Origin of the sequence: Pantoea sp. NSTU24 (assembly GCF_050157905.1) — a bacterium.
In the GTDB taxonomy this organism is placed as follows: domain Bacteria; phylum Pseudomonadota; class Gammaproteobacteria; order Enterobacterales; family Enterobacteriaceae; genus Pantoea.
In genome coordinates this window covers 3,353,331-3,379,494 of sequence record NZ_JBKIWZ010000001.1, presented here as the reverse complement: position 1 = coordinate 3,379,494, position 26,164 = coordinate 3,353,331, and the positions used below count along the sequence as shown (strand labels likewise).

Annotated in this window: 14 protein-coding genes and 2 pseudogenes; 5 read left to right on the top strand and 11 right to left on the bottom strand. The window is 59.4% G+C overall.

Annotation, left to right across the window (positions count from 1 at the left end; translation table 11 throughout):
* The first annotated feature begins 183 nt into the window (after positions 1-183).
* Positions 184-1,116 (top strand): sugar kinase, encoded by a 933-nt coding sequence (locus tag ACLHDD_RS16060; RefSeq protein ID WP_427104862.1) that lies wholly within the window; start codon positions 184-186, stop codon positions 1,114-1,116.
* A 628-nt stretch (positions 1,117-1,744) separates the two neighbouring features.
* The gene (locus ACLHDD_RS16055) at positions 1,745-2,617 is read left to right on the top strand and encodes an alpha/beta hydrolase (RefSeq protein WP_111139446.1); all 873 of its coding nucleotides are present in this window, start codon (positions 1,745-1,747) and stop codon (positions 2,615-2,617) included.
* Between the two features lie 2 nt (positions 2,618-2,619).
* On the opposite strand, the gene ACLHDD_RS16050 is transcribed toward ACLHDD_RS16055, so the two are convergent.
* The 8 genes and pseudogenes from ACLHDD_RS16050 to bcsR all read right to left on the bottom strand — a co-directional run bounded on the left by ACLHDD_RS16050 (position 2,620) and on the right by bcsR (position 17,278).
* Complete coding sequence (locus tag ACLHDD_RS16050; protein WP_427104861.1) at positions 2,620-4,119, bottom strand: M16 family metallopeptidase; 1,500 nt, start codon at positions 4,117-4,119, stop codon at positions 2,620-2,622.
* 245 nt (positions 4,120-4,364) lie between these two features.
* Complete coding sequence (locus tag ACLHDD_RS16045) at positions 4,365-5,654, bottom strand: dicarboxylate/amino acid:cation symporter (RefSeq protein ID WP_427104860.1); 1,290 nt, start codon at positions 5,652-5,654, stop codon at positions 4,365-4,367.
* A 225-nt stretch (positions 5,655-5,879) separates the two neighbouring features.
* On the bottom strand, positions 5,880-7,886 hold the full coding sequence (gene hmsP / locus ACLHDD_RS16040; RefSeq protein WP_427104859.1) for a biofilm formation regulator HmsP: 2,007 nt from the start codon (positions 7,884-7,886) through the stop codon (positions 5,880-5,882).
* Positions 7,887-8,001: 115 nt separating this feature from the next.
* A pseudogene (bcsC, locus tag ACLHDD_RS16035) lies at positions 8,002-11,474 on the bottom strand (cellulose synthase complex outer membrane protein BcsC).
* Positions 11,467-13,758: a cellulose biosynthesis cyclic di-GMP-binding regulatory protein BcsB gene (bcsB, locus tag ACLHDD_RS16030; RefSeq protein ID WP_427104858.1), complete on the bottom strand. Its 2,292-nt coding sequence runs from the start codon at positions 13,756-13,758 to the stop codon at positions 11,467-11,469. The pseudogene bcsC and the gene bcsB overlap by 8 nt, the downstream one beginning before the upstream one ends.
* Positions 13,759-13,782: 24 nt before the next feature.
* Positions 13,783-16,365, bottom strand: coding sequence for a UDP-forming cellulose synthase catalytic subunit (bcsA, locus tag ACLHDD_RS16025; RefSeq protein ID WP_427104857.1), 2,583 nt, complete (start codon positions 16,363-16,365; stop codon positions 13,783-13,785).
* Complete coding sequence (gene bcsQ, locus ACLHDD_RS16020; protein ID WP_427104856.1) at positions 16,362-17,081, bottom strand: cellulose biosynthesis protein BcsQ; 720 nt, start codon at positions 17,079-17,081, stop codon at positions 16,362-16,364. Before bcsQ ends, bcsA begins: the two co-directional genes overlap by 4 nt.
* The gene (bcsR, locus tag ACLHDD_RS16015; protein ID WP_427104855.1) at positions 17,081-17,278 is read right to left on the bottom strand and encodes a cellulose biosynthesis protein BcsR; all 198 of its coding nucleotides are present in this window, start codon (positions 17,276-17,278) and stop codon (positions 17,081-17,083) included. The genes bcsQ and bcsR overlap by 1 nt, the downstream gene beginning before the upstream one ends.
* A gap of 192 nt (positions 17,279-17,470) precedes the next feature.
* On the opposite strand from bcsR, the gene bcsE reads away from it, so the two are divergent.
* Genes bcsE through bcsG form a run of 3 tightly spaced genes read left to right on the top strand, consistent with a single transcriptional unit; the run spans position 17,471 to position 20,854 of the window.
* Complete coding sequence (gene bcsE / locus ACLHDD_RS16010) at positions 17,471-19,006, top strand: cellulose biosynthesis protein BcsE (RefSeq protein WP_427104854.1); 1,536 nt, start codon at positions 17,471-17,473, stop codon at positions 19,004-19,006.
* The gene (locus ACLHDD_RS16005; protein ID WP_427104853.1) at positions 19,006-19,203 is read left to right on the top strand and encodes a cellulose biosynthesis protein BcsF; all 198 of its coding nucleotides are present in this window, start codon (positions 19,006-19,008) and stop codon (positions 19,201-19,203) included. Before bcsE ends, ACLHDD_RS16005 begins: the two co-directional genes overlap by 1 nt.
* Positions 19,193-20,854 (top strand): cellulose biosynthesis protein BcsG, encoded by a 1,662-nt coding sequence (gene bcsG, locus ACLHDD_RS16000; protein WP_427104852.1) that lies wholly within the window; start codon positions 19,193-19,195, stop codon positions 20,852-20,854. Before ACLHDD_RS16005 ends, bcsG begins: the two co-directional genes overlap by 11 nt.
* A gap of 47 nt (positions 20,855-20,901) precedes the next feature.
* Here bcsG and ACLHDD_RS15995 read toward each other — a convergent pair whose 3' ends face one another.
* From ACLHDD_RS15995 to ACLHDD_RS15985, 3 genes and pseudogenes are all read right to left on the bottom strand, one after another.
* Positions 20,902-21,909: a glycosyl hydrolase family 8 gene (locus tag ACLHDD_RS15995; protein ID WP_427104851.1), complete on the bottom strand. Its 1,008-nt coding sequence runs from the start codon at positions 21,907-21,909 to the stop codon at positions 20,902-20,904.
* Positions 21,910-21,917: 8 nt separating this feature from the next.
* A complete protein-coding gene (gene bcsD / locus ACLHDD_RS15990) occupies positions 21,918-22,361 on the bottom strand; it encodes a cellulose biosynthesis protein BcsD (RefSeq protein ID WP_128086872.1) in 444 nt (147 codons plus the stop codon).
* Positions 22,361-26,163, bottom strand: a pseudogene (locus tag ACLHDD_RS15985) (cellulose synthase subunit BcsC-related outer membrane protein). Before ACLHDD_RS15985 ends, bcsD begins: the two are co-directional and overlap by 1 nt.
* Between the last annotated feature and the right edge of the window lies 1 nt (position 26,164).

The window sequence follows — 26,164 nt, the reverse complement described above, 5'->3', positions numbered from 1 at the left end:
ACCGGGAGTTTATCAGCCGCTTCGCTAAGATAATCGGCAAAACAGGCTGAAATTAGCCGCTTTTATCGGCCAGACCAGCCCTTTTCAGCACCTTAAGCTAAATTAAAACACCGTTTTAAAAATGTTGACGTCTGCCATACCAGACGCGAGACTGGAGCGATATTTCACTGGGGGTGCAGAGTCATGACGCAAAAGAAAATCGCCATCATTGGCGAATGCATGATTGAGTTGTCTGAAAAGGGTGAGAACATTAAACGGGGTTTTGGCGGCGATACGCTCAACACTGCGGTCTACCTCGCCCGCCAGGTTGATGAACAGCAGCTGCGGGTCGATTATGTCACTGCGCTGGGAACCGATTCGTTCAGCGACCAGATGATCGCCGCCTGGCAGCAGGAGCAGATCAACACCGGCCTGATTCAGCGTCTCAACAATAAAATGCCGGGCCTCTACGTCATTGAAACCGATGATACGGGTGAACGTACATTCTGGTACTGGCGCAGCGATGCGGCGGCGCGTTACTGGCTCGACAGCCCACAGTCGGCAGCCATCGCCGAACAGCTCACGCACTATGATTACCTCTATCTCAGCGGCATCAGCCTGGCGATTCTGCCATCCGCGAGTCGTGACAGGTTGATGGCGCTGCTGGCTCGCTGTCGGGCGAATGGCGGCCAGATCATTTTTGATAACAACTACCGTCCGCGACTCTGGGCCGACCGGGCCTGCGCACAGGCCGCCTACCGCGCGATGCTCAGCCATACCGATATCGCCTTCCTGACGCTGGATGATGAGCATCTGCTGTGGGGCGAACAGCCGCTGGATGAGGTTATCGCCCGCACCCGCCAGGCGGGTGCCCGCGAGATCGTGATTAAACGGGGCGCAGACGCCTGCCTGGTGGCGCTTGATGATGCGCCGCTGATCGAGGTTCCAGCGGTCCGTCTGGCGAAGGAGAAGGTGATTGATACCACTGCAGCCGGGGATTCGTTCAGCGCCGGTTATCTGGCGCGCCGCCTGACCGGTGCCGCCGCAGACGCCGCCGCGCAGCGCGGACACCAGCTTGCCAGCACCGTGATTCAGCATCGCGGTGCCATTATTCCGGCAGAGGCGATGCCTGACTGATCGCACGTTACATAGTGAATGGGTACGGCTGACACAACAGCTTCTCTCTTTGCATGGAACAGAGACGTTACTGAAAGGCAGTCAGAATCATTAAGGTATGAAGCGCACTGAGTGCGGCAGAACGCCCCCGGATGTATGAGCAGAGCGGTCAGGGCCTCTCACCCTGAATGTCTGCCAGCATGGCCTTACAGGCCGTCTGAGCAGCAGCAGAGACGCTTTTCTGTTGCTGCAGCTGTCAATGAAGCGGGTACGTTAGCCGCAGCAGCCGATCGGGCTGACGCTATCGCCAGAATCATTATTCCGCCTTAAGCGCTGGCAGTGTGATATCCGGTTAATTTCGGCTAACAAAGTGGCCTCTGCCAGCTATTTAGATTAGGCAGAAAAATTGCGGCTTAAATCCACGTCCCGGCATCATCTCACCTTAAACACCTCTTATAATTTATCTATCAATATTAATCAGTTAAGCCAATAAATCGGCCACCAGGCATAGTCCGAATCTGGAGCGTTTTACCCTTTTCGGATGGACGACCGCCTGAAAAAAGACCATCTTTTAATCAAAAGACAGCAGGACGCTGTTCTCTCCGGCCGCGAACAAAAATTAAAAGACTCTTCGCATCAGGATCTACTTATGCACACAGAAATTATTAATATCTGGCCACACGGTGATGCACCTGGCGCCAGCGATTCACGCGCACAGCCGCAGATTGTCGACATGGCAAAAGAGTATGAACCTTACGATCGCGCGGCGACGGGCGTGCGCTGTCCGGAGATCGCGCTCTGGCACCCGGTCGAATCGAACGGTATCACCCTGCTGGTCGCACCGGGCGGGGGTTATCAGCGGGTGATGATCGATCGTGAAGGCAGCGCGCTGGCGACCTTCTTCACCTCGATGGGTTACACCCTCGCAGTGATGACCTATCGCCTGCCCTATGATGGTCATCATGAAGGTCCCGACGCGCCGCTGGCGGATGCGCAGCGTGCCGTACGCGTCCTGCGTGAACGGGCGCAGCGCGGTCTTAATGGCAAATACATCGTGATGATGGGCTTTTCGGCGGGTGGCCATGTGGCAGCCAGTCTGGGCACGCGCTTTGCGGAGAAACTCTATCCGGTGCAGGATGGCGCAGAAAATTTCTCGCCGCGTCCGGATGCGATGATTCTGGTCTATCCGGTGATCAGCATGCGTGACGGCATCGCGCATGAAGGTGCGCGAACCCGTCTGCTGGGGGCGTGGCCCGATCAGAAAACGATTGAGGCCTACTCACTGGAAACCCGTGTTCATCCACTGGTGCCGCCAACGCTGCTCATCCACGCCGCTGACGACGAAGCCGTCTCGGTGAACCACAGCATGGCGTTTTTTGGCGCACTGCGTGAACACAAGGTTCCGGCAGAGGTGCATTTTTATCAGAAAGGCGGACACGGATTTGGTATCCGTGGCGTGGCCGACCTGCCCCTCGCCAGCTGGCCGATGTTAGTGACCGAGTGGCTCAGGGCAAAGACCTGATATCAGGCGGCGGGCGGAATGTCTTTGTTGACGTTGCTCTCCGGCGCACCGGCTTCACTGCCGGTCGCCGGTGCTGCTGACGACGGGGCCATCACTTTATCCCAGCTGTTCTGCAGGCTCTTCACGTTCGTTTCCGCCTCGCCTTCCGGCTGAATCAGTACCATCATCAGTTCCTGCGTCAGCTGCTGACGCAGTTCCTGATTTAACTGCTCGCGAGTCAGACCGGCCAGGAACGTCTGACGCAGTTTCTGGTACTGTTCAGGCGCGATATCTACCACGGCGTTCTGCTGAGAGCGCAGGCGCTGACTCATCAGCACATCGGTGTCAGTGCGGGCGTAAGTGGTAAACAGCTTGTTCAGCTCCAGCAGCTTCTGCGCCATCAGCGCATCAAATTCCTCCTGCGGTAAGCCCTTGTCACGTACGTTTGCCAGCTCACGCGCCACCAGACTCATATTCTGCGCCAGGCTGTCGTTGCGGCCGTCCATATTGATGGAACACTGTGCACGCTGATAAAGCACACGACAATCGAAGCCGACCTGAATGCCCTGGGCTTTGCTGTCACTCAGAGCACGCTGAACATGCCAGAACAGCGCTTCGCGGGCCAGATCGCCCTGCCAGTAACGCTGCAGATTCTGCGAGTCACGAATCGGCTGCCACGGCGTGTCCCACACCAGCGAGAGGCGATCCTGCGTCATGTTGCCGCTGACCAGATTCACCGGTTCATGCGGCAGCGGTGACAGAGTAGGCAGAGGTGCAGGCGTTTCCCGTTTGCCGGTTAACGCCGAGAAGGTTTTGTTGATCTGTTCAGAGAGGTTGCGGCTGTCGACATTGCCGACGACATAGAGCGTCATCGCATCCGGGGTATACCACTGATGATAAAAATCATTGAGCTGCGTTAAATCCACCGGCGCACGTGGCTGTGCTGCAGGGTCGTGAGCCAGCAGCGCAGAACCTTTCAGGCGATAACGCCACCAGACATCCTGAGGATCTTTTGGCCAGGTGACAACCGGATCGGAGGCACTGAGGGCGGTATTAACGACCGCGTCGGTAATGGCCATACTGCCCGCTGTCGCGGCCAGCCAGCTGAGGGCCTCTTTCAGCAGCTCGGGACGGTTGTTGGGCAGGCTCAGATTATACTGGGTGTAATCATAAGAGGCGATCGCGGGCGGTAGCGGATGCTGAGGATCCATTGCCTGTTGCCACAGCGCGCGCTGCTGCTGCGTATCCAGCGCGGTGCTGTGTACCATCGCCAGACGCGGCAGCAGATGGCTGAAACCGGTCTGTTGCGCACTTTCCACCAGCGATCCGGTGTTAACCACCAGCCGCAGTTCAATGCGATCGCTGGGGCGTTGTGGTGTCGCCAGTAACTGCCAGTTGAATCCATTATCCAGCTTGCCTTCCTGCCAGGCCGGATCCGGTTGCAGCGTTTCTGCCTGGAGACCATAGCTGGTCGCAGCCAGCACTAATCCACCAACCAAAAGCCGAATTCTGGTGCCCTGCATGTGAACCCCTACTCAAATAATTCAAATATTGTTATCACTGGCGCGTAGAGCCGCTGTTATTGACGAATCGGCGGGCGCCGATTCGCGCTGTTATCCAACAACATTGTGTTTGACCACAGGAAGTTCAGGATGTCGCGCAGCGAAGTGAAAAACGTCAAAAAAACAAGTGGGGTTCATTATGCAAATGCCCGCTGTCAGGGCAAGCGACAGCGGGCATTTGTGGAGATTTAAGTGAAATTCAATGATTAAACTGAAGATTCAGACGCTTTATTCACCTTATTCCGGCCTGCCAGGGTGTCGTCGAGCTGTTTGTGGTCCAGCTGATCGACCCACTTCGCGACCACTACGGTCGCCACACCGTTGCCGATCAGATTCGTCAGGGCACGCGCTTCAGACATAAAGCGATCGATCCCGAGAATCAGCGCCAGACCCGCTACCGGCAGATGACCCACCGCAGAGAGCGTCGCGGCCAGGACGATAAAGCCGCTTCCGGTTACCCCGGCCGCCCCTTTCGAGGAGAGCAGCAGTACCACCAGCAGCGTAATCTGATGGAAGATGTCCATGTGCGCATTGGTTGCCTGCGCAATAAACACGGCGGCCATGGTCAGGTAGATTGAGGTGCCATCGAGGTTAAAAGAGTAACCCGTAGGAATGACCAGCCCCACTACCGACTTCTTACAGCCCAGTCTTTCCATCTTGTCCAGCATGCGCGGCAACGCAGACTCCGAAGAGGAGGTACCGAGGACAATCAGCAGCTCTTCTTTGATATAGGCGATGAATTTAAAAATACTGAAGCCGGCAAACAGGCGGGCAATCAGCCCCAGCACGATCACGACAAACAGCACACAGGTGATATAGAAGCAGATAATCAGCTGGCCGAGCTGCACCAGCGAACCCACGCCATATTTACCGATGGTGAACGCCATCGCGCCAAATGCCCCTATCGGTGCCAGACGCATGATCATGTTAATGATGCCGAAGATCACCTTAGAGAAGCTTTCAATCACGTTGAAAATCAGCGTGCCGGTATTTCCCAGACGATGCAGGGCAAAACCAAACAGAATGGCAAACAGCAATACCTGCAGGATGTTACCGCTGGCAAAGGCACCAATCACGCTGTTGGGGATCACATCCAGCAGGAAGGCGACGATGCCCTGCTGTTCGGCCTGCTGCGCATAAACCGCCACGGCTTTGGCATCCAGGGTGGCCGGATCGACGTTCATCCCGGCACCCGGCTGCACCACGTTCACCACTATCAGGCCGATAATCAGCGCAATGGTACTGACGATTTCAAAATAGAGCAGCGCAACGGCACCGGTCCGGCCGACCGCTTTCATGCTTTCCATGCCCGCGATGCCGGTCACCACGGTACAGAAAATAACCGGGGCGATAATCATCTTGATCAATTTAACAAAGCCATCTCCCAGCGGCTTCATCTGGGTCCCTAACTCGGGGTAGAAATGGCCTAACAATACGCCGATGCCAATAGCCATCAGCACCTGGAAATAAAGGCTTTTAAAAAGTGAAGTTTTCATAAACAGATGTCCACTAACGCCATGAGGTGATGTTGTCGGATTTGTTATTGTGACTGACGGGCAACGGCGGCGGCGCCTGACAGTAACCCGAAAATAACACTCTGTTTACGTGATTAATACAGGGTGGCAAAGCCCCGGGAAACCCTGGGGCCGTATTTCTGAACTGAAACGCTTCAGCAAGGGGTTTTGTAACTAAAATTCTCGCAAAATCAATGAATCAGGTAACTATTCCGCCGGTGAGGATTTTTCAATCCAGCACGTATTAAAGCGGCTTACCGGCAGGGCTTCCGCGTAGAAATAGCCCTGACCAATAGCGATACCCCGTGCCAGCAGCCAGTCACGCTGTTCGGCAGTCTCTACGCCTTCGGCGATCACCTCAAGGTGCATAATCTCAGCGATAGCCGCGACAATGCAGACCATGGTGTCATCATCCGGCAACGCCGCCACAAAGCTGCGGTCCATCTTCAGCTTGTTAACGGGCAACGCTTTCAGCTGATGCAGATAGTTGAGGTTGGAGTAGCCCATACCGAAATCGTCCAGGGCTACCGCCACGCCGGTCTGCTGGAGCATACGCAGCATCGACATCGACTGCTGTGCATCTTCAAGCTGCGCCGTTTCTGTCACTTCCAGCACCAGCGTGCCGGGGGCAATACGGTGGCGCGTCAGCAGTGATTGCAGATGAGAAACCACACTGGTATCCCGCAGCTGGACTGCAGAAATGTTGACACTCAGCGGCAGCATGATGCCCTGCCGCTGCCAGCCCGCCAGAATGCGGCACGCCTCTTCAAACACCCAGCGGCCAATTGCGCTGATCACCCCAATCTCTTCGGCGCTGGCGATAAACTCTTCACTCAGACCATAGCTGCCGTCCGGCTGGCGCATCCGCAGCAGTGCTTCCGCGCCGGTTAAGATGCCGGTGCGCATATCAACCTGAGGCTGCAGATAGAGCGCAAACTGCTCATCGTGCAGTCCCTGCAGAATGTCATGCTCCTGCGTCAGACGCTTCTGCGCGCGCTCCGTCAGCGCAGCGTCAAAAAACAGGATCTGATTTTTGCCCTGATGACGGGCGGACATCATTGCCGAGGTAGCACGGTCAAGCAGCTCGTTCGCGCTCAGTGGCTGGTCGTCGCGCAGTGCCAGGCCGATGCTGACGTTAGGACGCAGCTGCAGCTGATGCAGATTAACCGGCTGATTCAGGCGAATCATCAGATTGCGAGCCAGACGCAGCGCGCGGAAAGGATTGCTGGCGCGCTTCATCAGCAGGACAAAATCGCTGACGCCGGTCTGCGCCAGCAGCGTGTGGTCATCCAGCGTGTGGCGGATCTTCTCCACCAGCGTCAGCATCAGCGTATCGCGCTGTTCGTCGCTCAGTACGCCGTTGGCTTCCTGCAGCGTTTCGATGCGGATCACCATCAGGCCCAGCGCGCGTTCAGGACTGCACATATACTGCTCGACCAGCGCCAGAAACAGCGTGCGGTTTGGCAGGTCAGTGACAGCAAAGTGGGTGGTCAGCCGGCTCATTTCATCGTGTATCGACTCCAGCACCTGCTGATTGCGGTTGTAACTTCGGATCAGCATGCCGATTTCGTCATCGCGATGGCTCTGCGGCAGGGCGAGTTTGTGCGTCAGAATCGACTGCGGCGGCAGCTCCTGCAGCTCACGCGCGAGGCTGCGCAGCGGATGCACCACCAGCCGGTTGATACACCAGCTGATCGACACGGACAGGATCAGCGCCAGCAGCAGATAGGTGATAATCATGGTCGACAGTGTGCTGAGGATAAACTGGTAGACGCGCGTCGAGTTCGCCTGCAGCACCAGATAAGCCAGCGGCTTTGGCATGCCGGTATTCTCGACCGAATAGAGCGGCAGGGTGATCTGCACTGGCAGCTCAAACAGCCGGGCCACCAGACGCGGCACCGGTTTTTCCGTTTCGAAGTCGGCGTGCAGTGCCTGAAACGCATTCGGCAGCACCACATCGGCGCGCGATAAAATCCCGGCCGGTTTCAGAGAGTGAAGAATGCGTTCGGCCTGTGAAATGTCTGCGCGCAGCACTGCTTCCGACAGCGGCTGACGGACGGTGTGGGCGATGTTTTCCATCTGCTGGGCATAGTCAATCCTGCGCTGCTGCACAAAATGAAACAGTTGGATGACGATAAAAATACTGATGGCGATAACTGCAACCAGCGAAACTGTCGCCATCTGCTTTATCGTAAGTGACCGGCTTACGCGCAAAAATTCTCTCCCGAGGATGAAAAAGCCCAGATAGCAGACAGGTGAATGCGGGTCAGTATATCTCATAAACTGACTTTTTTACCGTCTGAAAAGTCCGGCTTTTCCCCGCCCGGGATTATTTAAAATCTGCGTAAGGACTCAGCGGCTGTGGCGGCATATCAGCATCGCCTTCCCAGCCTCCGGCCGCGTAGCGTACATAGAGCAGACCATGGCTCGGCGTATAATCTTTCGCCTGCTGGATATCGACACCTGCGCCGATAAACCAGTCTGACGTCAGCCGTCGTTCCACCACCGCCTGCAGCGTGTAGCCCACTCCGCCGCCGGTACTGCTGGCGGAAGAGGGGTTGCTGGCAAGCGCGAAGCCGGGATTGACCGGATAACGCTGCTGCGCATGGGTAACAGAATGCGACCAGGAAAGTGACCCGCCGAGATCAAACGACCAGTTCTCTGTTCGCTGCCGCCAGGTCACCGGCACAGAAAAGGAGAGATACTGCTGCGGACTGTAGTAGCCACCCTGACCAAACGTGTAGTCGCTGAGATCCTTCTGATAATGCCAGAGCATACTGTTCAGCCCGACGGTGGCGCGGCGGTTATCGCTGTTGATCAGCTTGTAGTAGTAGCCCCCCATCAGGCGCTCGCGGCTGTTGTCAGCAACGTTTTTACCGGTGATCTGATGCGCACTGATATCGCCCCAGACGCCGTGCGCGCCACCCTGATCGTAACTCAGCCCGATGCTGCCGCCGGTGGCCACCACACCGCCCCAGCTTTTCCCCCGCTGGCGGCCGGATCGCGTGTGCCCGCGTAGGCCAGCAGCGAACTGGTGATGGGCCGGCGTGAGGCGGTCAGCGTCACACCGAGATCGCGGATATCCGTTTTCCAGCTCAGGCCGCCGGTCCAGTTTGTTACCTCGAAACCCAGCGGCGTGGTGCCCAGGTCGGCTGACCAGACCCCGTTATGCCAGCCTGCGCCCAGCGCTGTGCCGCTGTCACGCTGATGAGTCTGACCCCGGCATCCGCCCGAATTGGCGTCATCACAGCTGCCAAAGCGTTCATCAATGCTGCCGTTGCGGGTCGCAAACGTGCCGGCAGAAAGGTTCACCTGATCCACGCGGAAAAAGCCGCGTCCGTCAGCAAACGGATGTTCCGCCTGCAGCATCGTAGTGTGTGCCGTAAAATCAGAGATGCCGCCGGTGCCACGGTTACGTGAGTAGTCCTGCTGCAGCGTCAGTGTGGTTTGCTGCTGACGGTAAAGATCGGCGGTGTCGCTGCGAAGGCTGCGCTTCAGCCAGTCATCCTGGGGATCGTTACGTGTGGCACGACTGATGTTGCCACTGCTTTCGATACCGCTGGCCGTCAGCGCCTGGCGATAATCTGCCAGCGCCTGTTCAGGCTGCTGCTGAATGCGCTCCAGCCGGGCCGCATCCCGGAACAGCAGCGCCTTAGCCTGTGACGGCGGCAGCGATGCGGCGCGCTGTTTCTGTTCAGCGAACAGTGCGGCGGCCCGCGCGGTTTCCCCCACAGCCTGCCAGGCCAGCGCAACGCGGCGCACCGTATTCAGCCCCGGCTGCGACGGCGGCTGCGGCAGTTGCGCCAGCGCCTGCCGTGCCTCATCGTTGCGTTGCAGGGCTATCAGCGCCTCAATGCGTCCCAGTGTCGCATCACCGTCGTCCGGCTGTCCCGACAGCACTTGCTGATAGCCTGTCAGCGCCTGTTGTGCGTTACCGCGCGCCAGTGCCCAGTCGGCCAGCGTCAGATCGCGCCGCCCGGAAACCGGCTGCTGCTCAAGCAGTGCGATGGCTGTCTGCTCCTGGCCTGCTTCACGCAGCCTGTCGGCCCGGGCAAAGATCTGATTCTGCTTCAGGCGTTCAGCGAGCTGACGCATGTCACTGCTCCATTGCCCCTCAGGCAGACGCTGCAGCGTAGCCAGTGCCGATCGGTCGTCATCGTTGCCCGAAAACCAGAGTGCGGTAGCATAAAGGGCCGCAGGATCCTGCGGATGCTGCTGCGCCACGGCACGCATGACCGCATTTGCCTGCTGGCTGTCGCCATGATTGCGCAGTGCGCCCGCCAGCCGGTAGCTGAGCCAGACATCATCCGGTGCCAGCGTCAGCGCCTGGCGATATTTGTCTGCAGCCTGCGGCCAGCGAGCCTGCTGCGCCAGGGCGTCGGCTTCCGCACGCAGGCTGTCACTGCGCAGTGCGCGCAGCGTGTCAGCCAGGGCATGCTGCTGTGCGGCCGGTAATGAATTGATGAACGCCATTTCGCGGGCGGGCGAAATCGTCTGATAGAGCGCCGCCAGCCGCCGTACTGCAGTGATATTGGATCCGTCAAGCTGGCGCGCACGCTGCCAGCGCTGTTCAGCCGCGGCGCTGTTTTTACGCGCCATCGCCACATCGCCCAGCCCAATCAGCGCATAACTGTCGCTGCTGTCAAACGTTTGTGCCGTCCGGTAGTACCGTTCAGCACCGTCAATATCATGCTGCGCCAGCGCCTTATCACCCTGCTCTATCGCCAGCCAGTAGCGGCTGGTCTGCAGCAGTGACTGCCATTTGCCAACCAGTGTGCTCTGCTGACCTGCTTTGATAGCACGTTCCAGCCAGAGAATGGCGGTGTCGCGATGGCCCGCCCGGGCCTGGGTCTGCCCCATAGCGCCCATCAGTTCAGCATCATCAGGCCTGGCCTTCAGTGCCCGGTTCAACGCACTCGTTGCCTGGTTCACATTGCCCGCCTCCACCAGCGCCAGCGCCCGCATCCGTGCGCGATAGGCGGGATCGGCCAGGGTCTTCTGCTGTCTGTTCAGCGCCTCTACACCCTGCTGATGGGGCTCGCCATCGGTAAACACAGCCAGATACGCGTTAAGCTGCGCCAGGCTGCTGTCACTGATGGTCTGATCGTTGATGTGCTGCAGCCAGAGATCAGCCGCCGCATCGCGGCCGCCGCTGCTCTCCGCCAGCCGCTTCAGTTGTGCGGTAGCCTGATCCGGCTGCTGCCGATCGAACGCCATGCGGGCAATCTGCAGTCCCACTCCGACGTTACCGGGATAACGCTGCTCCAGCATCTGGAGCTGCTGCCAGACCCGATCCTGCTGGCCAGGGAGGCGCGCCAGCAGCCGCCAGTACTCCAGTGCGATGTCCGGATTGGGAAATACCCCACCGAACAGTGCGTCATAGGTGTTTTTCGCCTCTGCCAGACGGCCCGAGGTGGCCAGCAGGCGCGCCTGCTGCAGCTGCTGCCGCCCGTCAGGAGACATCATGCGCAGACCCGCCGCCGACTCACGCGCCGCCGCCGAGCCGGGAGCCTGCCGGTTGAGTTGATCCAGCAGCGTCTGCGCCGCCGCGATATCGCCCTGATGGAGCGCCAGCCGCAAGCGCGCTGCCAGAACCTGGGGATTATCCGGGTCTATCTTCTCCAGCCGGTAGAGCGACTGCTGCACCAGCTCATATTTATTGGTCGATTCACCGATGCGAACCTGAGTCAGCAGCCAGTCGACCGGTGAAACCTGCGGCCCATCGACTGGCGCAGCCTGCCCCGGCAGCGCACTCAGCACACCGATCAGGACGCCAGCCCGCAGCAGAGGCGCCTTATTCATCTTCATCATCAAGCAGACGGCGGTGTGCCACCAGACGCATCAGACGCCAGACCAGCAGCGCAAACAGCACGACAACCAGCACAGCACACAGCGCCAGCCAGAACGGATGGGGCGCAATCGAGGCCCAGAGCCGTTCCCACCATGGAAGATGACCCACGAAGTAGGTTTCTCCGACGCGAAGGCTGTTGACACCCGACTCGCGGATAATGGCGGTGGAGCCGGAGATCGCGCTGCGCTTGCCACTGTCCTGCAGAGCGTCATCAAGCAACTGCCAGCTTCGCGGACTGCCATCGGCCAGCAACGCCACAACACTGCGCTGATCGTTAAAGGGTGACTGGAAACCAATCACGGTTGCCAGCGGCCCCCGGGAGCCAATCGCGGTACGACTTTCTGCCGTCCGTTCAGCCGGGCTCAGTGGCTGTGTCTGCTGAACGGTCTGACGCGCCGGTTTTTTCAGCCAGCTTGCAGTGGCTTCCACCAGCGCACTGATCCGCTGGTCATCCTGCAGATCGGCTGGGATACCGCCGATCATCAGCAGATCCGCATCCTGTTTTTTCGCGCTGCCCCAGTCATCGGTCAGCTGCACGCGCAGCGCCGGATAGCCGGTCTGTGCGCCAATATTACCCAGCGCGTTCAGCATCGTACTGACCTGCTGTACATCCGGATTGGGCTGAACCAGCACCAGCGTCTGAGAAAGATCGGCCAGGCGGCTGAAGGGGAAGCCTGCGTTTGCCCAGGTCTGCAGTGAGGGCATTTCGATATAGTGACGATAGCCAGAGAAGTCGATGCTGGAACTCTCATCCAGTACCACATGATGGCCGACCGGGGTCACGGTTTCGCAGCGGCCGTCAGCTGTGCCGCCGATAAAGGTATTGGCATAGTCAAAATCGAAACGCAGCTGGTTGACGACACCCAGGCGCAACGCCGGAATGCGCAGTTCATGATTCTTATCCTGCATGCCCTGAATCAGCGGAATATGCAGCAGCTGCTGCCCGGCGGTATTTTTGGGCATCAGCGGATAGTCCTGAATAAACTGATTATTCAGGTTAACGGCCAGCCGCGAGCCATCCTCCTGAAGCGGCGAGGTGTAGCGATAGCTCAGATCCATATCAATACCCCGCGCGCGCACCAGGAAGAGATCGGGCGGCAGATTCAGCGTCAGGCTGACCGGGTTGGGCTGCAGTCCGTCAGACTGTAGCTGGTTCTCATACTGCGACAGCTCCGCAAAGGTGGTGCGGCGATCGGTGCGTACCCAGTTGGGCGCATCATAAGGCTGACGCGGCACCAGCTGCGTGACGTGATCAATGGTCGCGGTGTCGCCGCGTAGCAGCAACTCACCCTGTGCAATCCCCTGCACCGCCGTCAGCAGATCGTCATCATTGCGACCCAGGATCAGCAGCATCTTTTCATAAGGATTGTCAGGCTGGCTGACCATCGCGACGGTCGGCTTCATCACCGGAGGCAGATCGTTCAGGAACGCCGGACGGGCATCGTTGGTGGCAAAGACAACCGCATGCTGCTCCCGGGGCAGCTGATTGTAGAGCACCGGAAAACGCTGTCCGCGCCAGGCGGCTTTGCTGCCAAACCACGAGGCGAGGATGGCGGCGGCGCGCTGCTGTTTAATGTCCGGCCCGGCGGCAAACACGATCGGCAGCGTCAGCGGCCGCTTATCACGGGCGTCAAAGAAGGGCTCCGGGAAGTGAGAGAGGTCGTTTTTCAGCGGCAGTTTCTGCAGCGTCAGATCCATCCCGCTCTCTTTCCCGATATCAAGCCAGATGGTGCTGTTGGCCGGATTTTCGCAGATGTTTGCATAGTGTCCCACCAGCTCAAAGCGCAGGCGGTTAAAGTCGCTGATAAACCGGGGGTCGATCGCCAGCTGCATCTGATTTTCTTTACCCATCTGCTCCGGCGTCAGGGTAATCAGGCTCACCAGCTCATCATTGAGGTAGATTTTCAGCTGCGACAGCGTGGGCAGCAGCGCGGGCGAGGGGCGAAAGCTGAGATTAAGCAGCGCACGCGTCACCACCTCATCACTGCGTACACCGAACTCGATCTGGCCAGTGCTGCGCGTTCCGCTGAGCATCATGCTGCCCGGCGGCGGTGCCAGCGTCAGAAAATTCAGCTGACTGCTACGCAGCGGCGCACCCGCCTCCGGCGTTACCGCCTGTAATGCGGGTTTCGCGGCGGTAGCCACCGGCGCCGTCTCCTGCGCCAGCGCGCAGCTTAGTGTTGCGGAGCCCAGCAGCAGCGCAGCGACCCACCTGTTTACTTTCGTTGTCGTCATATCATCAACTCAATGCAGATTTTTTTAAGCAGGCGCGCGACCGATGCCCTGCGGCAACAGCGAAGCCAGCCAGCTTACCCCAGTGGTAAGCAGGTTAAACAACCGACGTAACTGTGGCGGACCATATTCCGCCAGACGCAGATACCCTTTGAAGCCGAGGATTGTGATATCGGCCAGGCTCTGCACCGGTTTATCTTCAGGAAAACCGTCCTGCCACAGCGCCCAGGTATCGGCACGGGCGAAGGTACACTGAATAAAATCGATGTGCTGTCGGGTGGTCAGCGCGTCGAGACGCACGCCCGCCCGCAGGCCAAAGACGCGCTGTACCCGGCAGGGGAAACTGAACTCCTGCTGCCCGCGACGAAGCAACAGCCAGACCTTCTCACCCTCCCGCAGCGCATCAGGCTCGCGCAGTTCCAGACCGACACCGCCATCCGAATAGTCACGCAGCGTACAGGGCAGCATGTGTCCGTTTTCGCGCGAAATTGCCGCTGGCATCGCAATTTCAACCCGATGCGCTTCGCGGATCTGACGGGCCTCGACCGACACCGCCACCGCACCACCGAGAATCACCATGTTGTAGAGCACCCAGACCAGGCTGACCCAGACTGTTAATACTTCATTGGCCGGGCCGTGCTGCATTCGCCAGAATGCCATCACCACGCCCGCCAGATTGAGCAGAACCAGCATCATATAAGGTCGGGTAATTACCCAGTCCAGGTGCCGCTTCTCGACCAGTCCGCCCTTGGCGGTCACGTTGAACTTGCCTTTATGCGGATTGACCAGCGCGACCGTCGTCGGCAGCGCGATATACCAGGCCAGCACGGTCTCGTAGACTTCACTCCAGAACGAGTGTCGCCAGCGCCCCTGAATGCGTGAGTTGGTCAGACTGGTGTGCAGCATGTGCGGCAGCACATAGACGGCAATCGCCAGGGCGGGCGCATAGATGATGTAGGCATGACAGAGCAGAAACGCCAGCGGCGCCAGCAGGAACACCAGCCGTGGGATCCCGGAGAGAAAGTGGAGCATGGCGTTGGCATAACAGAGCCGCTGCACCCATCTCAGCCCCTTGCCAAACAGCGGATTATCGAGACGGAAAATCTGCACCATGCCACGCGCCCAGCGGATGCGCTGACCAATGTGCGCTGACAGACTTTCTGTCGCCAGTCCGGCTGCCTGAGGAATGCGGATGTAGGCGGAGGTATAGCCAAGGCGATGCAGACGCAGCGAGGTATGCGCATCCTCTGTCACGGTTTCAACCGCGATACCGCCAATCTGCTCCAGCGCGTCGCGTCGCAGAATGGCGCAGGAGCCACAGAAAAAGGTGGCATCCCAGGTGTCATTACCATCCTGAACCAGCCCGTAAAACAGCGACCCCTCGTTAGGCGTGCGGCGAAAACGCCCCAGATTGCGTTCAAACGGATCGGGGGAGAAAAAGTGATGCGGCGTCTGCAGCATGGCCAGCCGGGGATCTTTGATAAACCAGCCCATTGTCATCTGCAGAAAAGCGCGCGTCGGCACATGGTCGCAGTCAAAGATCGACACAAAGTCGCTGCGGCAGTGCGTTTTCAGCGCATGATTGATGTTGCCTGCTTTGGCGTGTGCATTGTCCGGCCGGACCACATAGTGAATGCCAATGCTGGCGGCAAACTCGCGAAATTCCGGGCGCTTTCCGTCATCCAGCAGATAGATGTTCAGGCGATCTTTTGGCCAGTCAACCCCCAGTGCGGCGTAGAGTGTCGGCCGGACTACGCTCAGCGGTTCGTTGTAGGTTGGCACCAGCAGATCCACTGATGGCCACGTCGAGCGGTCGTCTGGCATCGACACCGGCTGCCGGTTAAGCGGCCACAGCGTCTGAAAATAGCCCAGCACCAGCACCACCCAGGCGTAGGTTTCGGCGGCAATCAGCAGCAGACCCAGTACCAGGCTCACAGGATCGTCCCAGTTCAGCGTCGAGGTATAGCGCCACCAGAGATAACGACAGGATACGGTCAGCGACAGCACAATCAGCATCATTGTGGGTAAACGGCCCGGCACCCGCCGTATGCCCATTGCCAGTGCCCAGAGCAGCAGCACAAAGATAAACTGCGTCGTCAGATCGAAGGGCTGACTGATGCAGAGCAGCGCCAGCAGCGAGGCGAACAGCCCCATACCGATAAAAAGGGTATAGCGCAGCAGCGGCGGCAGACGCTTCAGTCGCCGTTCGGCCCGTGCGCCCAGCTGGTTCGTCTCTGCCCGTTTTGCGCGTCGCTCCAGCCAGCGATAGGCCTGCTGCCGCCAGCGAATCAGCGCAGCGAAGCCGTTCGCGCGGCGGCGGGGCTCCTCCGCTGGCAGGACAATAACCAGCCACAGGGTCTGCGTCAGATAGCGCAGAAAATCGAGCGGTCGGGGGCGCTCCGGCGAAATGTGCGGATAGAGGCGGCGGCGCTGCCGGAGAATACGCTGCCAGCCGGGTGTTTCGACACGAAACAGTACAACCACCAGTCCGTACCAGAACAGGTTAAACGCGCTGGCGAAGCGGGAAGCACCATGACGACGTGCGTCGGCATAACGTCGTTCTGTTCCCAGCCAGGCCGGGGCGGTCAGCAGCCAGCGTAGCGGGTTCATGAGCGATCCTCTTTCAGATGTAGCTGCAGCCAGTTCGCCAGGGTGGTGATCTCTTCACTGACCAGCGCGTGTGGCCGGTATTCCCCGACCGGCTGCTTCATCATCAGGGCTTCTGCCAGCGCCTCATCGCGGTGGATCAGCAAGGGGATCAGCGGATGCAGCGTCGCCATCCAGAACTGATGCAGATCCTGTTGCAGGCGGCTGTTAGCATTAAACTGATTAATCAGAAACCGGGTTACCGCAGGAAATGGCCGCTGACTCAGGCGCAGATGGCAGTTGGCATCCGGGGTGGCGATGCACAGCAGGCTATCGAGCAGCGGAAGCAGCCTCTCATGCCACGGTGCGCTTTCGGCGGGCAGATCGAAAAGAATCCAGGTATAGCGCCTGCGCAGGGCCGGGAGCGTGTCGAGCAGCGGCGTGGCGACAGCCACATCCTGCGCCGGCAAAAGGGAGGAAAGCAGACCATAAGGCAGCAGGTCGGGCCCCTGTGGATAGCGCTGCGCATGTTGCTGCCAGTCACCGCCTTCGCACAGCGCCTGCATCCAGCCCTGTGCCGCCTGAACGGGCAGATTAAAGTGTGCACCCAGCTGACTGACTGGCGAACCATCGATCAGCAGGACCCGTTCACCCAGCCTGGTCAGCGCCCAGCCGAGTGCTGCGCAGAGCGATGTCGTCCCGACGCCGCCCCGTATGCCCTGAAGCGCAATCTGCGGCATCAGTGAGCTGGCTCCGGCAGCGCAGACAGAGTTTCCGATAACAGCGGCCAGCAGGCCACTATTTCGTTCAGCCGATCTTCACGCGCAATATCAACATACCGGAACGCCTGCAAAGAAAAGGCGTCACGCAGCGCACTGATATCATCCTGAGGCTCACGCTGAGCGGAGACCGGCGTATAAACATCGTGGTTTTTCATTATTTCTCGCCACTAATAAAATATCGGCACCAGAACAGTGTCATTTACCTGTGATCTGGAAAATGGTTTCCAGAATGCGTACGATGCCAGAGAAAGGCAAACATCGGCCAGTCAGTTATTTTTAATTCGTCAGGTTACAACCTATGCTGTCTATAATAAACTAGCCTGGGCTGGAAAAATAACGAATTCAATATGAAAAATTCTTTTTCGTTGGGGCTGCAACAGGTTCAGCCTGAAGTAAGCACTTTACAGAATCCTGGCTGTTACTGGGTAAGCTGCACACGTCAGCCGGATGCCCATGCTTTCATTCGTCAGGTAATTTCACATCAGCAGGCTGTGACGCTTATCAGCGCCGGCCAGCCGCCTCAGGCGCTGCTGACACCGGATCCCGCCGGTGGCCCCGACCGCATCCCGCTGTTTTCATTGCCCGAAAATAAAAAAAGTCTGCTGCACCTTGAGCGTGATTTCGCCCGCACGCTCGGCCATAAAAATGGACTGGTGATTTTTAGCAGCGCGGCCACGCAGTGGGATAAATTAAGTGATGCAGAATTAAGCGACTGGATAACGCGCATGCGCAGGCTGCTGCATAAAAAGAAAATGACGCTTCTCATTGTCACTGCGGGTATCACACAATTAAATCAGCGTAATAATCTTCAGCGTTATTTTCGTCAGATGGACGGGCTGGCTTATTTAACCTTTCAGCAGGGCGGCTGGCAGTATCAAATAAGCTGGTGGTATGCCGGTGAACGATTGCTGGCCGATCGTACGCTGCGTCTGGGCTGTGAAGATGAACATTTCTTTGCTTTAAAAGAAACGCAGGAACCGCTGAGCCTGAATGACGAACAACATTATCTGGCTGATAAAAGCGTGCTGGAAGGTGCACCGCCGCTTTCACGTCAGTGGCAGCTGTTTGAGGATAATCAGCAGGTCTGGGAAAGCGCACAGCAGGCCAATGCCGCCACCGTGATTTTCAGCCTGACGCACAGCGAACAGATCCGCGAGCTGGCAAAAATGGTACACAGTCTGCGTCGCAGCCGGGGCAACGGGCTGAAGATCGTCGTGCGTGAGATGGGCGTCAGCCTGCGTTACAGCGATGAGCGTCTGCTGCAGGCGTGCGGCGTGAACAGCATTGTCCCCACCACGGCCGCCATGTCGAAATTCCTTACCCTGCTGGAAGGGATTCAGGGACAGCGGTTCAGTCGACTGGTTCCCGCCAGTCTGGACACCCTGATCGCCTCAGTGCAGCCGCTGCACGAAAAGGGGTATATGCCTCCTGAGACGTTTTGTCAGGCTGTCAGCCAGCTTATCAGTAATCCCCTGCTGCCGGAAAATGACAAAGGCCTGCTGGTTGCCCTGCGTCCGGTGCCACAACTTACGCCACAGCAGATTCTGACGCTCTGCAAGCCACGTCGCTTTGGCGATCTGGTCACGGTACTGGAGGATCGGGTCATTCTTTTTCTCTCCTCCTGCCGCTATAACGACCTGGATAAGGCGCTGAAATTTATCTTTTCTCTGCCGCATGACGAACTGTTTGCCAACCGGATTATCTGGTTTGAAGATAACCAGATTCAGGCCGAGATCGGCAATATCAAAAAAATGCGACCGGTGGCGCTGCAGGCGGTGGCTGCGGTGCCCGAACCGGCGCGCGCTGTTCCTCGCCGACCTGCAGACATCCCTCAACGCGCGACGCCGCAGCCCATCTCTTTACTGCCAGAGGATGAATCCTGATGAACCTGATGGACTGGGTACAGATTGCACTGCTGGTAATCGCGGTCGCGTTGATTCTGAAGCCGGTGTGGCAGCAGTGGCTGCCGCGTCGCTGGCACGGCCTGCTGAATCGCCTGCTACCGGCACGTGCGCTGAAATCTGAAGGGCACTGGCAGCGTCAATCCTCAAAAACGGATGCAAACATTAATGAAAAATGATCAACCCGCTGCGGGTCACGCCTCCCGTCTGTGGTCCCGCTGGCGTGGGCTGGGCGGCTGGAATTTCTACTTTTTAGTCAAGTTCGCCCTGTTGTGGTACGGCTATCTCAATTTTCACGCCCTGAGCAATCTGGTGTTCCTCGCCTGGCTGCTTTTTCCCCTGCCGTCGGCGCGTCTGCATCGTCTGCGCCACTGGGTTTCAATCCCTGTCGGTTTCGGGCTGTTCTGGCATGATACCTGGCTGCCAGGCTTCAACAGCATCCTCAGTCAGGGTGACCAGCTGGCGGGCTTCTCGGTCAGTTACCTGCTTGACCTGGCTGACCGTTTTATTAACTGGCAGATGCTGGGCGCGCTGTTTGTGCTGCTGGTGCTCTATCTGTTTATCTCTCCCTGGATTCGCCTCACCGTGCTGGTATCGCTGATGCTAATCTGGCTCAATGTGCTGACTATTGCGGGTCCGGCCATGTCGCTGCTGCCGACGCGGGCCGCTACGCCACAGGTCGTCCTGAATCAGACGCCTGCGACGAACCCGGCCGCGGCCGTGCCGGATGGACTCGATCAGTCGGCCGCGCCCACCAGCGCCAGCCTGACCGCCTGGCTCAGCCGTTTTTATGAAAGTGAGCGCAAGCGCGTGACCCACTTCCCGGATAGCCTGCCAGCGGATTCGCAGCCATTCGACATTCTGGTGATCAACATCTGTTCGCTCGCCTGGTCCGATATGGATGCGGCCCAGTTGCGCAGTCATCCGCTGTGGCAGCACTTTGACATTATGCTGACCAACTATAACTCGGCTACCAGCTACAGCGGCCCGGCGGGCATTCGCCTGCTGCGTGCCAGCTGCGGTCAGACGTCGCACAGTGACCTCTACAAACCGGCCGATGCACGCTGCTATCTGTTCGACAATCTGGCGAAGCTCGGCTTTAAAGAGCAGCTGATGATGGACCACACCGGCGTATTTGGTAACTATCTTAAAGAGCTGCGTGAGTCGGGCGACATTCAGGCTCCGCTGATGTCGCAGGCGGGCATTGCGCCGGAGCTCTCCTCCTTCGACAGCTCACCGGTGTTCAACGATGCTCAGCTGATGCAGCGGTGGCTCGACGATCGTAACAAAAGCAGCGATGCACGCAGTGCCACCTTCTACAACCTGATTCCACTGCACGACGGCACCCGCGACCTCGGCAGCACCAAAACCGCGCCGTGGAAACCACGGGCGCAGCTGCTGTTCGATCAGATTGATACCTTCCTCACCCAGCTGGAGAAGTCTGGTCGTCGCGTGATGGTTCTGGTCGTTCCGGAGCATGGCGCAGCACTGGCGGGGGATAAGATGCAGATGTCAGGCCTGCGCGATATTCCCAGCCCTGCCATTACGCATGTGCCGGTGGGGATTAAGTTCGTCGGCATGAAGGCACCGCATCAGGGGCAGCCGCTCAATATTGATGCGCCGACCAGCCTGCTGGCGATCTCAGAACTGGTGTCGCGCGTGGTAGATGGACAGGTCTTTAATGCGCCGAACGTGAATATGTCGGTGCTGGCTGACAAGCTGCCTCAGACGCCCGTCGTGTCAGAAAACGACAATGCAGTGGTGATGATGTATCAGGGTAAGCCGTGGATCAGGCTTAATGGCGGCGACTGGGTGCCCTATCCGGAGTAGGCCGCAAGCGGCGGGTCAGGGCTGTTCAGCCCTGGCCCGCGCCGCGATCAGCGTTTCTCCTGAAACGCCTGCCAGGTCAGCAGCTGCAGACTGGCCGAAAAGTAGTTCTGATCTGCCGCCAGCCGATCGCTGAGATAGCCGGTTTCATTCAGGGTCAGATCGCGTACCGCCAGCAGTCCCCCCTCAAGGTGATAAGGCGCCGGGGTATTGGCCAGCACGTCGAACCAGGCGGGGGTCAGCATCCGGCTGTAACCCTGCCAGACGCGTTGAAACGGCACCAGGGCCAGACTGTGTGGATCGTACCACCAGATATTCAGCGGCACGCGAATGGCGTCATAACTGAAGCGATTCGAATAGCCGACCGCCGGTGCCACCGAGCCATCAGCATTCAGCGCGACCCAGTCCAGCGGCAGACCCGTTTTGCCAAAGCTCAGCTTACCCAGCAGATCGAAGCCGTCATTAATCAGTGAGTCCCAGACCTGAAGATGGCTGCGCTCGCCAAACTCCCGCCAGGCCTGAAACAGGAAATAGGAGGGATTGAGCACCACATAGCTGGTTTTATTAAAGCCCTGGGCGCCCGGCATCAGCACGGTATGGCCGCCAAAGCGGATAACATCCAGTTTGATGATGGCGCGCTGGATGCGGTCAGACGCCTGCTGATAGTCGGGCGCCTGCCATTTCTGTGCAGCACGCTGCAGCGCCCAGGCCAACAGCACATCGCCATCTGCGGCGTTATTTTTATCGGCAACCGGATCGTTGCTGCCAGGCACATAGCGCCAGTAGAACAGTTCAGTCTGCGGATTACGCAGCTGGCTGCGTGTCCACTGCCAGAGCCGATCAAAGGTGGCCCGATCGTTGTTGGCGACCGCCAGCAGCATGCCATAGCCCTGACCTTCGGTGTGACTGACGTTATTATTGGCGGTGTCAATGACCCGCCCTTCCGCAGTCACAAAGCGACTCTTGAATGTCTCCCAGCCGCTGGCCGCTGCCTGAGCGCTGCAGGCCAGCAGTACGACAGTGCAAATCCAGCCCAGCCAGAATGGCTTACGTTTCATGTTCCGTCCTATTGATATCGATAGTGCAGCGTCGTGCCGTCGTTGAGTTCAGGCGTTACCGGCACCCGGTGACTGCCGCCCTGCCCCTGCAACCAGCCTGACAGAAGTCCGGCCATCACCGCCCCAAAGGCGGCCTGCCAGTCCGCCGGTGAATGGAGGCTGTCGCCCGCCGGCAGGGCGTGATACGCAATCCGCAGCGCCGTCTCTTCGGGCTGAAACTGCACAAAGCCCCAGTTAAACCGTGCCAGCTGCAGATTACACTCGCGCTCCAGATCCTGCACGGTGCGCGCCTGTGGCAAAGGATAGCGGGTCGCCAGCGATTCTCCCATCTGATAGAGAAAGGCTTCCGCCTCCTGCTGACCGGCGTTGGCGATCATCCCGTCGATCAGCACGCTGACCAGGTCGAACCAGCCCGGCTGATAAGGGTGCGATACCCCTGCATGTTCACTCATTACTTCTCTCCGAACAGATAGCGGACATAGAGCTGCGCGCTGCTTTCGTTGTAGTCACCGAAGGTGTCATAGCCCAGCTGGCCGCCAATCGTCACATCTTTATTGAGCTTATAGTCCGCCCCGGCGTGCAGGTTATAACCGATGCCGTTTTTGCTGCCGCCGGAATAGTACGCGTCTTTCACGCTGCCACTGGCGGCAAGCGATTCCAGTTCCGACTGCAGGCGCCCATCGGCCGGGAAGTAAGCACTCTTATCCTGACTGTAGGACTGATAACCGGCGGCCCCGCCGATGTTCACTTTAAGATCGTCAAATTTGCGTGAGAACTCTATCGGGAAAGAAACTGACGCGTAGTTCTGCGGGCTGAAGTAGCCCCCTGTCCGTAGCTGAAGTAGCTGAGGTTTTTTGAGAAGTCCATCCACGACAAACTCATCCCCACTTTCAGCTCGCGGTCGTCGGAGTGGAACGGGCGGACATAGGCCCCGGCCGTCGCCTGCAGGTTATTGTTGCTGGCGACATTCTCACCCAGGTAACTGTAAGCGCCCGCACCGGCATAGAACCCGGCATCGCCATTGTCGTAGCTCAGCAGCGCGTTCGCCCCGTTCTTCGTCACGCGTCCCCAGCGTTTGCCGCTGGCTTTATCTTCTGCACCCACATACGAGAGCAGGCTGTCGGTGATCGCGCGGCGCTCACCGGTCAGGATCAGCGTCAGGAAATCGGTGAGTTTCGGTGACCACTGTACGCCGCCCACCAGGGTGCTGAGATCCTGGCCCAGCGGCGTACTGCCGAGATCCACTTTGTAGCTGTCGCCCTTCAGCGCCAGGTTCAGTTCGACGCCAGAGGCGGTCTGCGAATCGGTGCTGGCGTTCGGCAGGTCATTCACCGTCGCACCGCCTGCGGCCACCACTCTGCCCTGAGTCAGCGCATTGGTGCCGAAACGACGCCAGGCATCCGCCGCGCCGCTGCCCGCCGTCAGGGAAACCGGCGTGGCGGTGAAGTCCAGACGGGACTTTTCAAACGGCACGGTCGAGAAGGTCAGCGGGGCTTTAGCTTCGGTAAGCTTGCTCAGGCCCGACTCGCCATCACGTCCGCGTACCTGCACCATGCCCTGGCTCCAGGTGGCGGTTTTTTCCTGCAGCGCGTCCATCATGGTGTCGACATCGTGCAGGATCTGCGTGCGCTGTGCGACGATTTCGCCGCCTGCGACCGGTTCGCCGTCAGGCGCCGCCTCCGCTGGTGCTGCCTGCCACGGCAGAACGGTGCCATAAGCCGAAGGTGAACGTCCCACCGGCGAGGTGTGACGGTCAATAAACGGATTGTCCGCCAGCGCCAGTCCGCCGACCGTCGGCACGCTGTCGGGCTGCGCGCCCTGCAGGCCAATCAGCTGGCCGCGCGCCGAACGCAGATACGCCATCGCCTGCGAATGTTCACCGTTGGCTTCCGCCACCCGCGCCAGCAGCAGCAGGCGATCCGGCGACCGGGTCGTGTTGTTCAGTCCACGAGTCAGCGCATTGGCACGCGGCACGTTGTTCTGCGCCAGCGCGACGTTAATGGCCCCGACGCGCGCATCCTGGGTCGGCGTATCCTGCGTCATCAGGTAGTCATACACCACGCCCGCATCACGGTTCATTTTGCCGTCCTGATAAAGCCGGGCCATGGCAAACATCAGGTCACGATTCTGCGGATCCTGCTGCAGCGCGCCGATCAGCTTGTCGTAGGCCGCCGCGTATTGCCGCTGCTGCCGCAGGCGATCGACCTCGTTGATCAGATAGCCGTTGCGGATACCCGCCAGCTGCGTCGGCGTACTGCGCGCCTGCAGCGCCGGATTGCTGAGGAAGCGCTGCGCTTCGCTGCCGAGTCCGGCCTGATTCAGCACCGCCATCTGCGCAGCATAGTCGCCCGCATTGCCCTGCACGCCACGCTGCAGGTTGGTGCGTACCACCGAGACGGCGCTGGTGAGATCGCCCGCCTGCGCCAGTTTCTGCGCCAGATTACCGGCATCCACCGGATTGGCGGGTGGCGTGGTCGTCAGCGCTTTCAGGGTATTGGCCGCCGCTGCCGTAGCGCCCTGCGCCAGGTACTGATCGGCGGTGCTCATCTGCAGATTGAAATTCACCCGCTGCGCCAGCTCGCGCATCGCCGCTGTCTGCGACGACGCAGGGATCCGCGCCAGCAGCGCGCTGGCCTGCTGCCAGCCGCCGCTTTCACTGGCGTTCAGTGCGCCTGCATACAGTTCGCTGGTGCTGGCCCCGCTGCGCATCACAGGCTGCATGACATTGGCCGCCAGCAACGTGTCGCCCTGCTGACGGTAGAGCCGTGCCAGATCGAGCCGCAGCCAGCCATCGGAGGGATAGCGCTGAACGCCCTGCTGCAGCGTCGTGATCGCCGCCGTGCTGTTACCGTCCGCCAGCTGACGCTTCGCCTGCTGACGCAGCGCATCGGCTTCACTGGCGCGCGGTGTGACGCTCTGACGGACGCTCTCCGGCAGGGCACCCAGCAGGGTATTGGCCTCTGCCGTGCGGTTCTGCTGACGCAGCACGTAGAACAGCCCCTCTTTCGCACTGCGGTTATCCGCATCGCTTTGCAGAATGGTGCGATAGAGCTCCTCCGCCTGCGCAGGCTGACTGGCGCGTCGCAGCACGTCAGCGCGGAACAGCCTGGCGGCTACGCCCTTTTCGCCTTCCGCCTGAATCAGCGGTTCGCTTAACGTCAGCGCCCGGGCGCTGTCGCCGCTTTTCAGCGCCTGCTGAGCACTCGCCAGCTGCGCATAGAAGCGGGCATCATCAGCCTGCTGCTGACGCGACGAACCCTGCTCACCGCCGAGCTGTGCCGCGCGCTGCAGATAGTCCGCCGCCTCCTGATAGCGTCCGGCGCGCTGAGCGACATAGCCCATGCCCGCTAACGCATCCGCATCCTCGGGGTTGGCCCCCAGCACTTTTTCAAAACTGGCCTGCGCTCCACCGACATCACCGCTGTTCAGCGCGCTGAAGCCCGCGCCTTTCTCGGCGCCGCCAACGTTTTTACGGTAGTAGTCAATAACGGCAGAATCCTGCGGATGACGCTGCTGCCAGGTCTGGTAGAGCGCCGCATCGGACGGCTGCGGGCCGAGCCACAGCAGCGCCTGCCGCAGCGAGCGGTCGGCATCCTGATTGCCGCTCGCCAGCGAACTCAGCACCTCAATGCCCTGGCGGCGGGTCGACTCCTGATAGGTCAGCGCCTTACCCAGTGCCAGCTGCGCCCCGGTATCCTGCGGATGCTGAGCCGCAAACTGTCGCAGCGCCTCAACCGCCTGCGGCAGCAGTGTACGGTCACCCGCCATGGTCAGATAATATTCTGCCGCCACGCTGGCGGGCGGCTCATTGCCGCTGAAGGTGTTGCGCCAGGTCTGCAACGCTGCCGGGATGTTGCCGCTGCGTGCCTGCTGCCGCGCCAGCGAAAGCTGCGCCTGTGGAATGGTCTGCAGCTGGCGCGCGTTATCCAGCTCGCTGAGATGCGGATCACTGGGGGAAACCTGGCTCAGACGGGCGCGATACTGTGCCGCTGCCGCATTGTCGCCGCCCTGCTGTGAGTAGAGCGCCAGCAGATAGAGCGCCTGCGTGTTGCCCGGCTCCACCATCAGTACTTTCTGCAGCGAGGCCTTCGCCAGATCGTCGTGTGCTTTCTGATGCCAGTAAGACGCCTGATCAAACAGCGCCTGCAAGGCCGGATTGGTGCTTTCCGCCGCCAGCAGCGGCGGAGACAGGGCCAGCGTGCTGCCCAGCAGCAGCGCATGGCGAATACCGGCACTTAACAGATTATTTTTCATT